General features: G+C 62.5%; 11 protein-coding genes. 4 read left to right on the plus strand and 7 right to left on the minus strand.

Annotated elements, in window-relative coordinates; all coding sequences use genetic code 11:
- The first annotated feature begins 57 nt into the window (after positions 1 to 57).
- The gene (locus ACP39K_RS01230; RefSeq protein WP_004937978.1) at positions 58 to 627 is read left to right on the plus strand and encodes a DJ-1/PfpI family protein; all 570 of its coding nucleotides are present in this window, start codon (positions 58 to 60) and stop codon (positions 625 to 627) included.
- 6 nt (positions 628 to 633) lie between these two features.
- On the opposite strand, the gene ACP39K_RS01235 is transcribed toward ACP39K_RS01230, so the two are convergent.
- From ACP39K_RS01235 to ACP39K_RS01255, 5 genes are all read right to left on the minus strand, one after another.
- The gene (locus ACP39K_RS01235) at positions 634 to 987 is read right to left on the minus strand and encodes a DUF1493 family protein (RefSeq protein ID WP_033640270.1); all 354 of its coding nucleotides are present in this window, start codon (positions 985 to 987) and stop codon (positions 634 to 636) included.
- Between the two features lie 156 nt (positions 988 to 1,143).
- Positions 1,144 to 2,586 (minus strand): efflux transporter outer membrane subunit, encoded by a 1,443-nt coding sequence (locus ACP39K_RS01240; RefSeq protein WP_289526236.1) that lies wholly within the window; start codon positions 2,584 to 2,586, stop codon positions 1,144 to 1,146.
- A 1-nt stretch (position 2,587) separates the two neighbouring features.
- Positions 2,588 to 5,725, minus strand: coding sequence for an efflux RND transporter permease subunit (locus ACP39K_RS01245; protein ID WP_497008239.1), 3,138 nt, complete (start codon positions 5,723 to 5,725; stop codon positions 2,588 to 2,590).
- Position 5,726: 1 nt separating this feature from the next.
- Positions 5,727 to 6,869: an efflux RND transporter periplasmic adaptor subunit gene (locus ACP39K_RS01250; protein ID WP_048797236.1), complete on the minus strand. Its 1,143-nt coding sequence runs from the start codon at positions 6,867 to 6,869 to the stop codon at positions 5,727 to 5,729.
- 120 nt (positions 6,870 to 6,989) lie between these two features.
- Positions 6,990 to 8,504 carry an MDR family MFS transporter gene (locus ACP39K_RS01255; RefSeq protein ID WP_497008240.1) on the minus strand — a complete coding sequence of 505 codons (1,515 nt, stop codon included), beginning with the start codon at positions 8,502 to 8,504 and terminating at the stop codon, positions 6,990 to 6,992.
- A gap of 82 nt (positions 8,505 to 8,586) precedes the next feature.
- Between ACP39K_RS01255 and ACP39K_RS01260 the strand changes: the two genes are divergently transcribed.
- Positions 8,587 to 9,255, plus strand: coding sequence for a TetR/AcrR family transcriptional regulator (locus tag ACP39K_RS01260; protein ID WP_261280419.1), 669 nt, complete (start codon positions 8,587 to 8,589; stop codon positions 9,253 to 9,255).
- On the opposite strand, the gene ACP39K_RS01265 is transcribed toward ACP39K_RS01260, so the two are convergent.
- Complete coding sequence (locus tag ACP39K_RS01265) at positions 9,252 to 9,947, minus strand: class I SAM-dependent methyltransferase (RefSeq protein WP_048797238.1); 696 nt, start codon at positions 9,945 to 9,947, stop codon at positions 9,252 to 9,254. The genes ACP39K_RS01260 and ACP39K_RS01265 overlap by 4 nt on opposite strands.
- Before the next feature lie 76 nt (positions 9,948 to 10,023).
- The gene (locus ACP39K_RS01270; protein ID WP_060445130.1) at positions 10,024 to 11,163 is read right to left on the minus strand and encodes an agmatine deiminase family protein; all 1,140 of its coding nucleotides are present in this window, start codon (positions 11,161 to 11,163) and stop codon (positions 10,024 to 10,026) included.
- Positions 11,164 to 11,306: 143 nt separating this feature from the next.
- On the opposite strand from ACP39K_RS01270, the gene ACP39K_RS01275 reads away from it, so the two are divergent.
- Together ACP39K_RS01275 and ggt are read left to right on the plus strand one after the other, a co-directional pair.
- Complete coding sequence (locus ACP39K_RS01275; protein WP_033640260.1) at positions 11,307 to 12,170, plus strand: LysR substrate-binding domain-containing protein; 864 nt, start codon at positions 11,307 to 11,309, stop codon at positions 12,168 to 12,170.
- A 161-nt stretch (positions 12,171 to 12,331) separates the two neighbouring features.
- Positions 12,332 to 14,005, plus strand: a complete 1,674-nt coding sequence (ggt, locus tag ACP39K_RS01280) for a gamma-glutamyltransferase (protein ID WP_033640258.1) — start codon at positions 12,332 to 12,334, stop codon at positions 14,003 to 14,005.
- Positions 14,006 to 14,157 lie beyond the last annotated feature (152 nt).

Genomic DNA, 14,157 nt, shown 5'->3' on the forward strand with positions numbered 1-14,157 from the left:
TTCCCGGGGGGGCTGGGCTATACCTTAGGCATCCCCCTTTCTGCAGGAGTTGTGATCATGAGCAAGAAAAAGATCCTGATGCTGGTCGGCGACTACGCCGAAGATTACGAAACCATGGTGCCGTTTCAGGCATTGCAGATGATCGGCCATTGGGTGGACGCCGTGTGCCCCGGCAAAGCCGTCGGCGACTACATCCAGACCGCGATCCACGATTTTGACGGCGCGCAGACCTACAGCGAGAAACCCGGCCACCGTTTCACCCTGAACGCCGACTTCGCCGCCGCCAAAGAAGAGCACTACGATGCGCTCTTGATCCCTGGCGGTCGGGCGCCGGAATACCTGCGCCTGAATCCCGACGTGATCGCGCTGGTGCAGGCGTTTGACGCCGCGAAAAAACCGATCGCCGCCGTTTGCCACGGCCCGCAGCTGCTGGCAGCGGCCGGGGTGTTGAAAGGCCGCACCTGCAGCGCCTACCCGGCCTGCGCGCCGGAGGTGCGGCTGGGCGGCGGCCATTATGCGGAGATCGGCATCGATCAGGCGCACGTCGATGGCAATCTGGTCACCGCCCCGGCCTGGCCGGCGCATCCGCAATGGCTGGCTAAGTTCGCCGAGGTATTGGAGCAGTAACGCGCGCTAACGGAGCTGCTCGATCAGGAAATGGATGTCGTACAGCCAGCGTTTGGCGCGCGCGGAGCGCACCAGCATGGATACGCACAGCGGCCGGGTGTGTTCTTTACAGGCGGAGGGGGAAAACCAGCGCCCGGTATTGCTCGGCGGCTGGAAATAAAGCTCGTGATTGTAGTTGCCGCTGTCGACGCCGAAGGTATCGAAGTAGCGGCGCATCAACGTGTTGGAGTCGCTGAACGACAGGTTGAGCGCGGTGTTGATCTCGGTTTCCGGGGTGATGGCCACGCCCTTCTGCAGCCGGCCTGATGCGTTGAAGGCGGCGATAAGCGCGATGACCTGTTGCTGAATGTCTTCTGCCATGACGACCTCGAGCCGATATGAAGAAAAAGTGAGTGCAATTATCTGTCTGACTCTGCCCGCCGCGGCGAGTTCGGGATGCCGGCCGGGTTTTCTGTTTCTTTACACTTTCCATAAAAAACCGCGCGCAGCCACACTTCTGGCGCGCGCGGTCGACGGTTAGCGGCTGAGCGTCGTCTTGTCGGCGATGACGCCGTCCCCCTGCCGCTCGGCGGCAACCCCGCCGCCCAACACTTTATACAGGGTGGCCTGATTGTCGTACGCGGTCTGCTGCGCGGCGATCAGCGACTGCTGCGCCGTATACAGCGTGCGCTGCGCGTCCAGCACGGTCAGATAGCTGTCCACGCCCTGGCGGTAGCGCAGTTCGGCCAGACGATAATATTGCCGCGCCGCCGCCACATAGCCGGTTTGCGCCGCCAGCTGTTCCTGCAGCGTGGCTTTGCGCGCCAGCGCGTCGGCGGTTTCCTGAAATGCCGTCTGCACCGCTTTCTCATAGGTGGCGACATACAGATCTCTCTGCGCTTTGCTGTAGTTCAGTTGCGACGTGTTATAGCCGCCGCTGAAAATCGGCAGGCTGATGCTCGGTGCGAACGACCACACGCCCGCGCCGTGGCTGAACAGCGACGAGAGTTCACCGCTGCCCACCCCGCCGCTGGCGGTCAGGCTGATCGACGGGAAGAACGCCGCCCGCGCCGAGCCGATATTGGCGTTGGCGGATTTCAAATTATGCTCGGCCTGCAGCACGTCCGGCCGCGTCAGCAGCACCTGCGAAGACACCCCGGCCGGCAGGTCGCGCATGATCCCGCCCAGCGCGTCGATGCCGCCGGGCAGCAGGTTTTCCGGCACGCTTTGCCCCACCGCCAAATCCAGCGCGTTTTTCGCCTGCGCGGCGCTGGACGCATAGCTGGCGGCGTCCGATCGCGCCTGTTGATAAACGGTCTCCGCCGACGCCACGTCAACCAACGATGAAATCCCGTGCTGCTGGTTCTTGCGCGTCACCTCCAGCGACCGTTTGGCGCTTTCCATCGTCTGCTGCGCCACCGCCAGATTGCTGCGCTCGGCCGCCACCGCCACCCAGTCGGTGACGATATCGGCGATCAGCGTCAGACGGGTGCTTTTCGCCGCCTCCGAGTTAGCCAGGTAAGTTTCGAACGCCGCCCGCGACAGGCTGGCGTTTTTGCCGAACAGATCCAGCTCAAAGGCGCTGACGCCGGCCTGCGCTTCGTAACTCTGGCTGATGGCGGTGGCATTGCCGTTGCCGGTCAGCGAACGCCCGCGGCTGCCGTCGGCGGTGGCGTTGATCGTCGGCAACAGCGCCGCGCGCTGCTCACCGTACAGCGCGCGCGCCGACGCGATATTGGCGATCGCCTCGCGCAGATCGCGGCTGCTGCTCAGCCCCATCGCCACCACCTGGCGCAACCTGGCGTCCTGCACATAGTCGCGCCAGGCGATGTCCGGGTAGCTCAACGCCTGCTTGCCGGCGGCCTCGCCCTGCGGCAGCGTTGCCGCTATCGGCGCCGTCGGCCGCTGATAATCAGGATCCAGCGAAATACAGCCAGCCAACAGCAGCGGCAAAGTTAACATCATGACTCGTTGCAACACGTTATTCTCCTGCCTGTGGCGGCCGGCTGGCGGAGCGGCGGCTAAACACGCGGCGCACCAGCACATAAAACAGCGGGACGAAAAAGATGGCCAATGCGGTGGCGGTAAGGGTGCCGCCGATAATGCCGGTACCGATGGCGATGCGGCTGTTGGCGCCGGCGCCGCTGGATACCGCCAGCGGCAGAACCCCGGCGGTGAACGCCAGTGAGGTCATCAGGATCGGCCGCAGGCGCATGCGCGCCGCGTGAACCGCCGCGCCAATCAGCGTTTCACCGCGCTGATGCATTTCCTCGGCGAACTCGACGATCAGAATGGCGTTTTTCGCCGACAAACCGACGATGGTGAGCAGCGCCACCTGGAAGTAGATATCGTTCTCCAGCCCGCGCAGCGTGATTGCCAACAGCGAACCCACGATGCCCATCGGCACCACCAACATCACCGCAAACGGAATCGACCAGCTCTCATACAGCGCCGCCAGGCACAGGAACACCACGATGAGCGAAATGGCGTACAGCGACGACGCCTGGCCGCTGGTCAGCCGCTCCTGATAGGAGAGCCCGCTCCAGGAATAGCTGCTGCCGGCGGAGAATTTCGCCGCCAGTTTCTCCATCTCGCTCATCGCCGTGCCGGAACTGACGCCGGCGGCGCCCTGCCCGGTGATCTCGAACGACGACAGCCCGTTATAGCGCGACAGGTTTTCCGGGCCGTAGATCCAGTGTGAGGAAGCAAAAGCGGAGAACGGCGTCATGCTGCTGTCGCCCGCCGCGTTGGTGCCGCGCACAAACCATTTGTCGAGATCTTCCGGCTTGGCGCGATACTCTACGTCGCCCTGCATATAGACTTTTTTCACCCGGTTGCGATCGATAAAGTCGTTGACGTAGGTGCTGCCGAACGCGCTGCTGAGCGTGCTGTTGACGTCGCCGGCGCTCAGGCCGAGCGCCTGCAGTTTGCCGCTGTCGATCTCCACCTGCAGCTGCGGAGTGTCCGGCAAGGTGTTGGCGCGTACCGCCAACAGCGATGGATTGCCGGCGGCGGCGGCGACGATCTGATCGCGCATCGCCTGCAGCTCGGCGCGGGTGGTCGCCCCTTTGGCCTGCAGTTCGAAGGTGAAGCCGTCGGACTGGCCGAAGCCGTCGATCGCCGGCGGGCTCATGGAGAACACCTGGGCGTCGCGCAGCGAGGCAAAGTGCGCCATGGCGCGTTTGGCGATGGCGTCGGCGGTGTTTTCGCTGCCGTCGCGTTGGCTCCAGTCTTTGAGGCTGACGAACGCCATGCCGGCGTTTTGCCCGCTGCCGCTGAAACCGAAGCCGTTGATGGTGAAAATGGTGCTGACGTTGGCCTTTTCCTGCTCAAGGAAATAGGCGGTGACCGCCTCGCTCACCGCCGAGGTGCGGGCGTTGGTGGCGCCGGCCGGCAAGGTGTACTGCACCATCACCGAACCCTGATCCTCATTGGGCAGGAAACCGGTCGGCAAACGCAGATACATCACGGCGGTGGCGATCAGCAGCAGGCCGTACAGCAGCAGATAGCGCGTCGGCCGGTGGATCACCCCGCCGACCTTGTCGGCGTACTTCTCCTGCAACCGGTTATAACCGCGGTTGAATTTACCCAGCAGCCCTTTGTCGGTCTGTTCTTCATGCGTCGATTTCAGCAATGTGGCGCACAGCGCCGGCGCCAGCGTCAACGCCAGCACGACCGACAGCACCATCGAGGAGACGACGGTAATCGAAAACTGACGGTAGATCACCCCGGTGGAACCGCCGAAGAACGCCATCGGCAGAAACACCGCCGACAGCACCAGCGCGATGCCGACCAGCGCGCCGGTGATCTCGCGCATCGATTTCTCCGTCGCCTCGCGCGGCGGCAGTTTATCTTCACGCATCACGCGTTCGACGTTTTCCACCACCACGATGGCGTCGTCCACCAACAGCCCGATCGCAAGCACCATGCCGAACAGCGTCAGGGTATTGATCGAGTAGCCGAACGCCGCCAGCACGCCGAAGGTGCCCAGCAACACCACCGGCACGGTGATGGTCGGGATCAGCGTGGTGCGCAGGTTTTGCAGGAACACGAACATCACCACCACCACCAGGACCACCGCTTCGAACAGCGTTTTCACCACCTCCTCGATCGAGATGTTGATGAAGTCGGTGCTGTCTTTCGGGTAGGCCACCTTATAACCCTGCGGCATCGCGCTTTGGTATTCCGCCACCTTGGCCTTCACCAGCTTGGCGGTGTTGAGGGCGTTGGCCCCCGCCGCCAGCTTGACCGCGATCCCCGCCGCCGGGTGGCCGTTGAGGTGCGCGCTGGCGGAGTAATCTTCGTTGCCCAGCTCAACCCGCGCCACGTCGCCCAGCCGCACCAGCGCGCCGCTGCTGTTGCTTTTCAGGATGATATTGCGAAACTGTTCCGGCGTTTGCAGCCGCGACTGCGCCTTCACCGTGGCGGTCAGCTGTTGATCGGCGGCGGCCGGCAGATCGCCTACCTTGCCGGCGGACACCTGGGTGTTTTGCGCCTCGATCGCCGTCTGCACGTCGGAAGGCATCAGCGCATAGCTCGCCAGCCTGGTCGGATCCAGCCAGATGCGCATCGCGTATTCCGAACCGAACACCTGCACGTCCCCCACGCCCTCGATGCGCGACAGCGGATCCTGCAGGTTGCTGACCAGATAGTCGGAAATGTCGGCCATCGTCGCCTTGTCGTTCTCGTCATACAGCCCAACGATCAGCAGAAAGCTGCTCTGGGATTTCTTGACCGTCACGCCTTGGGCGGTGACCGCGCTCGGCAAGCGGCTTTCCGCCTGCTGAACTTTGTTTTGCACCTGCACCTGCGCGATATCCGGATCGGTGCCCTGATCAAAGGTGACGTCGATGCTGACCGAGCCGCTGGAGCTGCTGGTCGAAGAGAAATACAGCAGGCCATCCAGACCGGTGAGCTGCTGTTCAATCACTTGGGTGACGCTGTTTTCCAGCGTTTCCGCGTCCGCGCCCGGATAAGTGGCGGAGATGGAAATCTGCGGCGGTGACACGTCCGGGTACTGCGAGATGGGCAACGAATTGATCGACATCAGGCCGCACAGCATGATGATGATGGCGATCACCCAGGCGAACACCGGGCGGCGGATAAAGAACTGCGCCATATCACTGCTCCCCGCGTTGGGCTTTGTCGAGCGAGACGGCGACCGGCTTCACCGCCGCGCCGATCGTCACCTTGCTGGTGCCTTCGACGATCAGGCGATCGCCCTCGTTCAGCCCGCTGCCGATCAGCCAGTTGCTGCCCACCACCCGTTCGGCGGTGACGGTGCGCTGCGCCACTTTATTTTGCTCGTCCACCACCAACGCGGTGGCTTCCCCTTTGGCATTGCGGGTGATGCCCTGCTGCGGCGCCAGAATGGCTTTAGAATCGACGCCGTTATCCACCGTGGCGTGGACATACATGCCGGGCAACAGTTCATGTTCGGGGTTGGGGAACACAGCGCGCAGCGTGACCGAACCGGTGGCCTCATCCACCGCCACCTCGGTCAACTCCAGCTTGCCGGCGTGGGGATAAGACGTGCCGTCCTCCAGCTTGATGGCGACCGGCGTGACCGCGCCGCGCTGTAACGCCGCCTGCTGGCGTCGCAGCTTAAGCATCTGGGCGCTGGACTGGGTCAGATCGACATAGATCGGATCCAACGCGCGGATGGTGGCCAACGCATCGGTCTGGCTGGCGGTGACCAGCGCGCCCGGCGTCACGGATGAGATGCCGATGCGCCCGGCGATGGGCGCACGCACCTGGGTATAGCCGAGATTGATGCGCGCCGTCTCCAGCGCCGCCTGATACTGCGCCACCGACGCCACGGCCTGCAGATACGCGGCTTTGGCGTCGTCTGCGTCCTGTTTGGAAACGCCGTTTTCTTTCACCAGCGCCGCATAGCGCTGCGATTTGAGCCGGGTGGATTGCACCGTGGCCTGGGCATTTTTCAGCTGGGCGGCGGCCTGATCGTAGCTGGCCTGATAGCTGGCGGGATCAATTTGATACAATACCTGCCCGGCTTTCACCTCGGCCCCTTCGGTAAACAGCCGCTGCTTGATGATGCCATCGACCTGCGGCCGCACGTCGGAGGTCATGGTGGCGTTGACCCGGCCGGTCAGCTCGCTGCTCAGGGTCACCGACTGGCCGCGCAGCGTGACCACGCCGACCTCCCGTTCACCGCCTGCGCCCGTCGGCGCGCCGGCGTTTTGCCCATCGCAGGCGGCCAGCGACAGCGACAGCCCCAGCGCTAAAAGCGTTTTCCTCTGCATTGCAATACGATCCTATTGAGAATAACTATTCTCAATATATCGAATGCCGCGATGCGCTTCTGAAAGGGTTGCGTAAGGATTCGGTAAAAGTCCGTCGGGCAGAACCGGCCGGTATCGCGATTATTTGTGCCGCAGCGGCACGTCTTTCAAGAGCCAGGTCAGCGCAAAAGCCAGCGCCATCACCCCGGCGGCAATTTGATACACCGAATGGATCGCCCCGCCGAAAGCCTGCAGGTAATCCTGCTGCAGCGCCGTCGGCAAATGGTGCACCGCTTCTGCGCCGAGCGAGCGCGGCAGCTGCGCGCCTTCCGGCAACAGCGCCGCCAAACGGGTGTGCAACACCTGCGTGAAAATCGCCCCGAACACCGCCACGCCTATCGAACCGCCGATAGAGCGGAACAGCGTGGCGCTGGACGTCGCAACCCCGATATGTCGGGGCTCCACGCTGTTTTGCGCCGCCAAAATCATCACTTGCATCACCATGCCCAGCCCCAATCCCAGCAGGCAAAGGTACAGATACAGTTGCTGCACCGGCGTGTTATTGGTCAGAGTGCCGAGCAGCGTCATGGCCCCCAGCGCGCACAGGGTACCGACGATCGGGAACAGGCGATATTTACCGCGTTTGCTGATGATCCGCCCGCTGATGATCGAGCTGGCCATAATGCCGCCCATCAACGGCAGCAGCTGCATTCCGGCCTGCGATGGCGTCGAGCCTTTCACCACCTGCAGATACAGCGGCAGGAAAGTCACGGAGCCGAACAGCGACATGCCGACGATAAAGCCGATCAGGCCGCACAGCACGAAGGTGCGGTTGCGAAACAGCCCGAGGGGAATGATCGGTTCAGCGGCCAGCCGTTCCTCATAGATAAAGCCGCCCAGCGACACCAGGCCAAAGGCCAGAATGCACCACAGCTGGCCGTCCGACCAGGCCATTACCGTGCCCCCCTGGCTGGTGAACAGGATGATGCAGGTGAGCGCCATCGCCAGGTAACCGGCGCCCAGGACGTCGATTTCATGCCGCACTCGATTAACCTGCGACTGAAACACTGCGCCAATCACCAGCAGGGCGAACAGACCCAGCGGCAGATTGATGTAGAAAATCCAGCGCCAGGAAAAATGCTGCACCAACAGGCCGCCGATCAGCGGCCCCACCACCGTGGCCAGGCCGAATACCCCGCCGAACAGCCCCTGATAACGGCCGCGTTCCGCCGGCGGGATCACGTCGCCGACCACCGCCAGGGTGACCACCAACAGCCCGCCGCCGCCCAACCCTTGCAGCGCGCGCATCATAATCAGCTGCGTCATATTTTGCGCCAGCCCACACAGTACCGACCCAAGCAAAAACAGCAAAATAGCGATTTGCAGCACAATCTTGCGGCCGAAAAGATCGCCGAATTTGCCGTACAGCGGCACCACGATAGTGGAAGACAGCAGATAGGCCGTCACCACCCAGGACAGTTTTTCAAGCCCACCAAACTCGCCGACGATGGTCGGCAGCGCGGTGGAGACAATGGTTTGATCCAGCGCCGCCAGCAGCATCACCAGCAGCAACGCGGAAAACAGCAACGGGAGCGAAGTCGCCTTGGCTGGCGCCCCGCCGTGATCGGGCTGGATTGTCGGGTTTTCTATCTCCATCGGAGTCAGTTCACTTGTAATTAATTAATCGCATAATTAATATATGAGTCATCCTTTTCTCCGGTCAATGGATCTCACCGCGATGACAGCACGAAACGTTCAAACTCCCGCCAAGCCTCGCCGCCCCGGCCGGCCGAGCGGCGGCCCCAAAGGGGCTGACAAACGCGAGCATTTGCTTGATACCGCACTGAACCTGTTTGCCCGCCAGGGGATCGTAGACACCTCGTTGAACGCCATTGCGCGCGAGGCAAACGTCACCCCGGCCATGCTGCACTACTACTTTCATAACCGCGATCAGCTGCTGGACGTGCTGATCGAGGAGCGCTTTCTGCCGGTGCGCAAGATGGCCGGCGAAGTATTCGACGCCAACGCGGACGATCCCGTCACCACCTTCACCCTGCTGGCGCAACGTTTTATCGACATCGCGTTGGAACACCCCTGGTTCGCCCCGCTGTGGCTGCGGGAGGTCATGAGTGAAAGCGGCGTGCTGAAACAGCGCATGGATGAACGCTTCGGTAATGAACGCCATCAGATCGCGCTGCAAGCCATCGCGCGCTGGCAGGCGCAGGGTAAACTCAATCCCGATCTCGAGCCTGCCCTGCTGTTCTTCACCCTGTTCGGCATCACGCTGCTGCCGCTGGCCACCGCGCCCAAATGGCGGCGCGAACGGGATAAAGGCCAGCTAAACGCCGAAGATATCGCCCGCCACGCCGTCGCCCTGCTGCGCTACGGCATCGGCCCGGCGCGTTAACTCACTGGTTCTGGGGATTTAACCAGCCGAAACACCGTTTTGGTGTGCCAATAGTAGTCGATCGCCGCCGCGATATTCGGCATCCAACCGTCCGGCTCATAGGGTACGAAGCCGGAAAAACCCAGCCTGCGGGCAGAAACCTGGAACCCCGCGCCGGAGAAAATGCGTGCATAGTCGTCCAGCGAGCGATCCTGCACCACGGTGTGCGTCTGTTCAGCTACCCTTGCGCGCCATTGCGGCCACAGCGGGTTGTCGGTGTGGCAACCGGTCACCGCATAGTAAACGCCGCCCGGCTTCAGCGCCCGCAGCATATCGGCGGCATGCTGCGCGATATCTTCGATCAGGTAGATGACCTCATGGCTGAAGGCGATATCGAAATGGTCATCCCAGCCCGTCAGCCGCGTGTCGGTTTGATAACCGATCGGCAGGTTTCCTTTCAGGCGGTTGGCGTGTTCGACGGACTGGCGGGCGATATCGACGCCGAGCCCTTCACGAAATGGCCGGATTTGGTGCAACAGACGCAGAAAACCGCCTTGATTGCAGCCGAAATCCAACACCCTGACGCCGGACAGTTCGTGTTCCGGCACCAGAGTTAGCAGATGCCGCCAGATAGGCGCATGGCCTTCCGCCATGGCCTGCTCTGCGTGCGGATCGCGATACCAAGTGGGGATGCTCAAGGGGGAGTCGTTCATTATGGCCTCCTTATGTTTCCACTCAGCCAACCACAGCCTATGGCGACAAACAACCGCGTGCGCATTTTTTGAACATTCACTGCTCTGGCTTGCCATGCACCGGCAGTTGGCTGGTCACGCAGTGAATGCCGCCGCCGCCGGCGGCGATGGCGTCGATCTCCAACTGTACCACCTTGCGCTGCGGATAGAGCGCCGACAGCAGCGTAAACGCCGCCTTATCCGCCTGCGGGTCGCCAAATTCAGGGGCGATCACCGCGCCGTTGATCACGAAGTAGTTGATGTAGCCCGCCGCGAAATCGGGGTTGCGGCGGCTGAATCGGCTGTCGCGCGGCGCCAGCGGCGGCGAAAGCGTATGCACCTGCAACGTGCGGCCATCGGCGTCAGTCGCTGTCTTGAGGATCGCCAGATGCGCCTGGGTAACCGCATGATCATAAGAGGCCGGATCGGTATCCAGGTTGGCCACCACCACGCCCGGCCGCACGAAACGGGCGTAAAAATCGACGTGGGCATCGGTGATATCCCGGCCTTTAATGCCCGGCAGCCAGATAATTTTGCGCAGGCCGAGCATCGCTTTCAGCTCCCGCTCAACCCGCTCCCGGCTCCAGCCCGGGTTGCGGTTCGCATTCACCCAGCAGCTCTCGGTCATGATGCCGGTGCCGTGCCCATCCACTTCGATGCCGCCGCCTTCGCCTACCAGCGCGCTGCGGCGCGGTTGAGCGACGCCGTATTTTTTGGCGGCGAACGCCGCCAGACGCGCATCCTTGGCATGTCGCTGTTTATTGCCCCAGCCGTTGAAGTTGAAATCCACCGCGCCCAGCGCACCGGCGTCGTTGACGACGAAATTGGCGCCGATGTCGCGCACCCAGATGTCATCCAACTCGGTGACGACATAGCTGACGTTATGGCTGCCGCAGATCGCTTCCGCCAGCTGCCGTTCGTGCGCGCGGCAAAATACCGTCAGCGGCTGAAACTCGGCGATGGCGCGGGCGATGCGCCCCTGCGCGGCCTGCACGTCCGCCGTGAACCCGCCCCAAATCGCACGCTGCGCGCCGAATGCGAGAAACGCCCGCTGCTGCGGTTCCCCTTCATCGGGGAGGCGCCAGACCGGGTTAAGCGCAGCTTTCGCGTGACCGTGTAACGAAATGCCCAGCGATGCCGCCAAACCCACGCCGGCCACTGCCGAAAGCTGCTTGATAAAGGTGCGACGCGTTGCCATAAACGGCCTCTTTAAATTAATTTAAATTCAAATGGTTAGCCGGTTTCTTTACGCTCCGGCGCTTGAATCCCATGCTAGTCTTCCCCTGCCACCGCGACAAACGATATATTTAGTGGATATCTGATTAGACAGGCTTATCGATAATGTTAAAACACTGGCCTCCTTTGAGCGCCCTGCGCGGTTTCGAAGCGGCGGCGCGCCTGGGCAGTTTTCATCAGGCCGCCGAAGAATTGCACCTGACCCAATCGGCCATCAGCCAGCAGATCCGCAGCCTCGAGGCGTTTCTGGAACAGCCGCTGTTCTTCCGCACCGGCCGCAGCGTAACGCTGACCGACGCCGGCCACGATCTGTTCAGCACCGCACAGGTGATGCTGCAACAGCTGGCCGTCGGCATTCGCCGTTTGGATCAGTACCGCAAACCCAACCAGTTGATCGTCAACACCACCCCGGCCTTTGCCCGCCACTGGCTGACGCCGCGGCTGGGCGATTTCAACCGGCGACATCCGCAGATCGATCTGTGGCTGTTCACCAGCTTTGAACCGCCGGATATGGCGGCGGACAGCATCGATCTGGCGATCCGCGACGATCTCAGCGCGCAGGCGGACTGCACCTTCAAGGTTCTCTGTACCGACCGGCTCTACCCCGCCTGCCACCCCAGCCTGCTGGCGTTGACGCCGGAGCAGCGCGTGACCTTGCACGGCGAACGTGAGATGGACTGGAGCCACTGGGCGGTGGCGGGCGGCGCGCACGTCGGCCAACGCGACAGCGGGCTGAACTTCTCCGATCCTGGTCTGCTGCTGGACGCCGCCTGCAATGGCCTCGGCATCGCGTTGGTCAGCCAACTGCTGGCGCAACACGCGCGCGACGTCGGGCTGCTGCAACCGCTAACCGAGCAACGCGTGCGCGGCGCCAACTGGGCGTGGCTGCTGCACCGCGACAGCGAACACAATCCGCTCGCCCGGCACTTCTGCCAATGGCTCCAGTCGGCGCTGTCCGCCGGCGCATAACGCGCCACGTCACGATTTGCTACTCTGGTCAGGCGGCCCCGCCTGACCGCTGCTACCTTCAATAAAGCGTCGCAACAACCCGAAGAAAACGCGCTAACCTGCTGTTTCAAAATAATTAGTTGAATTCACCTGATAACTGAACATCGCTAAAAGGATCTTCTATGTCTGCCGGTTTATTGAAAACGATAGCTCTGAGCGTGGCACTTGCCTGCACCGTTCCCGCCGCCTTTGCCGCCGATCTGACCGCCGGCGCGGTCGCCGCCCCGGATCAGTATGGCGCCAAGGTCGCCGCGCACATTCTGCAGGCCGGCGGCAACGCGGTCGACGCGGCGGTCGCCACCGCCTTTACCCTGGCCGTTACCTACCCTGAAGCCGGCAATATCGGCGGCGGCGGCTTTATGACGTTGTACGTCGACGGCAAACCCTATTTCCTCGACTACCGCGAAGTGGCGCCCAAGGCCGCCGGCAAAACCATGTATCTGAACGAGAAAGGCGAAGTGATCGAGAATCTCAGCCTGGTGGGCAGCCGCGCCGCCGGTGTGCCGGGCACCGTGCTAGGGTTGTGGGAAGCCCATAAGCGTTTCGGCAAGCTGCCGTGGGCCGAACTGCTGACGCCGGCGATAGGTTACGCCCGGCAAGGTTTCACCGTGGCGGACCAGCAGTATCAATACCGTGAAGACGCCAACAAACTGTTCGCCGGTAAAACCAACTTCGGCGACTATTTCGGCGCCATGAAGCCCGGCACGGTGTTCAAACAGCCGGAGCTGGCCGCCACCCTTGAGCGCATCGCCAAATCGGGCGCCGACGATTTTTATCACGGCGAAACCGCTCGCCTGCTGGTGGCGCAAATGCAGCGCGACAACGGGCTGATCGGTGCGGCGGATTTGGCCGACTATCGGGTGAAATGGCGTGAACCGATGCGCATCAGCTGGCGCGGCAACACCGTGTATACCGCCCCGCTGCCCAGCTCCGGCGGCATTGCGCTGGCGCAGCTGCTGGGGATAAAAGAAGATCGCGCCGCCGACTTCAAGGGCGTGCCGCTCAACTCGGCGCGCTATATCCACCTGCTGGCGGAAATCGAAAAACGCGTGTTCGCCGATCGCGCCGACTACCTCGGCGACCCGGATTTCACTAACGTGCCGGAAGCGCAGCTGATCGCCCCCGACTACCTGCAAAAACGCGCCGCCGAGATCAACCCGACGGCGATCTCGCCGACCGAAAAGGTGCGGCCGGGGCTGGAAACCCACCAAACCACCCACTTTTCGATCGTCGATGCCGCCGGCAACGCGGTCAGCAACACCTATACGCTCAACTGGGACTTCGGCAGCGGCGTGGTGGTCAAAGGCGCCGGCTTCCTGCTTAACGACGAGATGGACGACTTCAGCGCCAAACCCGGCGTCGCCAACGCCTTCGGCGTGGTGGGCAGCGACGCCAACGCCATCGAGCCGGGCAAACGCATGCTCTCCTCGATGAGCCCGACCATCATCACCCGCGACGGCGACGTCACCCTGGTGATCGGCACCCCGGGCGGTTCACGCATCTTCACCTCGATCTTCCAGGTGATCAACAACCTCTACGATTACCACCTGCCGCTGGCGCAGGCGGTGGCCGCCCAGCGCGTGCACCATCAGCTGTTGCCGAAGGACACCGTCTACTATGACAGCTTTGCGCCGCTGACCGGCAAACCGGCGGACGAGCTGAAGGCCATGGGTTACACCCTCGAAGACCAGGGCTGGAACATGGGGGATATTCAGGTCATCCGCATCGATGGCCGCACGCCGGAAACCGCGTCCGATCCGCGTGGCCGCGGCGTGGGCCTGGTGGTGAAAAAGTAACGCCCCGGCGGCCCGCCTTCAATTAGACGGGCCGCTGCTTCCCCGCATTGACTGCCGCTGCGCCCTTTCTTACTCATCTATACTGAAGCGACAGGCGCGCGTTTGACGACGGCGGCGTCTGCCTTCCTTCTTAGACGATAACAAAAATATTA

It is taken from the genome of Serratia sp. EC4, assembly GCF_059652115.1.

Coding starts and splice junctions, on each gene's coding strand:
- ACP39K_RS01230 (WP_004937978.1), top strand. CDS start 58: ATGAGCAAGAAAAAGATCCTGATGCTGGTCGGCGACTACGCCGAAGAT.
- ACP39K_RS01235 (WP_033640270.1), bottom strand. CDS start 987: ATGGCAGAAGACATTCAGCAACAGGTCATCGCGCTTATCGCCGCCTTC.
- ACP39K_RS01245 (WP_497008239.1), bottom strand. CDS start 5,725: ATGGCGCAGTTCTTTATCCGCCGCCCGGTGTTCGCCTGGGTGATCGCC.
- ACP39K_RS01250 (WP_048797236.1), bottom strand. CDS start 6,869: ATGCAGAGGAAAACGCTTTTAGCGCTGGGGCTGTCGCTGTCGCTGGCC.
- ACP39K_RS01255 (WP_497008240.1), bottom strand. CDS start 8,504: ATGGAGATAGAAAACCCGACAATCCAGCCCGATCACGGCGGGGCGCCA.
- ACP39K_RS01260 (WP_261280419.1), top strand. CDS start 8,587: ATGACAGCACGAAACGTTCAAACTCCCGCCAAGCCTCGCCGCCCCGGC.
- ACP39K_RS01265 (WP_048797238.1), bottom strand. CDS start 9,947: ATGAACGACTCCCCCTTGAGCATCCCCACTTGGTATCGCGATCCGCAC.
- ACP39K_RS01270 (WP_060445130.1), bottom strand. CDS start 11,163: ATGGCAACGCGTCGCACCTTTATCAAGCAGCTTTCGGCAGTGGCCGGC.
- ACP39K_RS01275 (WP_033640260.1), top strand. CDS start 11,307: ATGTTAAAACACTGGCCTCCTTTGAGCGCCCTGCGCGGTTTCGAAGCG.
- ggt (WP_033640258.1), top strand. CDS start 12,332: ATGTCTGCCGGTTTATTGAAAACGATAGCTCTGAGCGTGGCACTTGCC.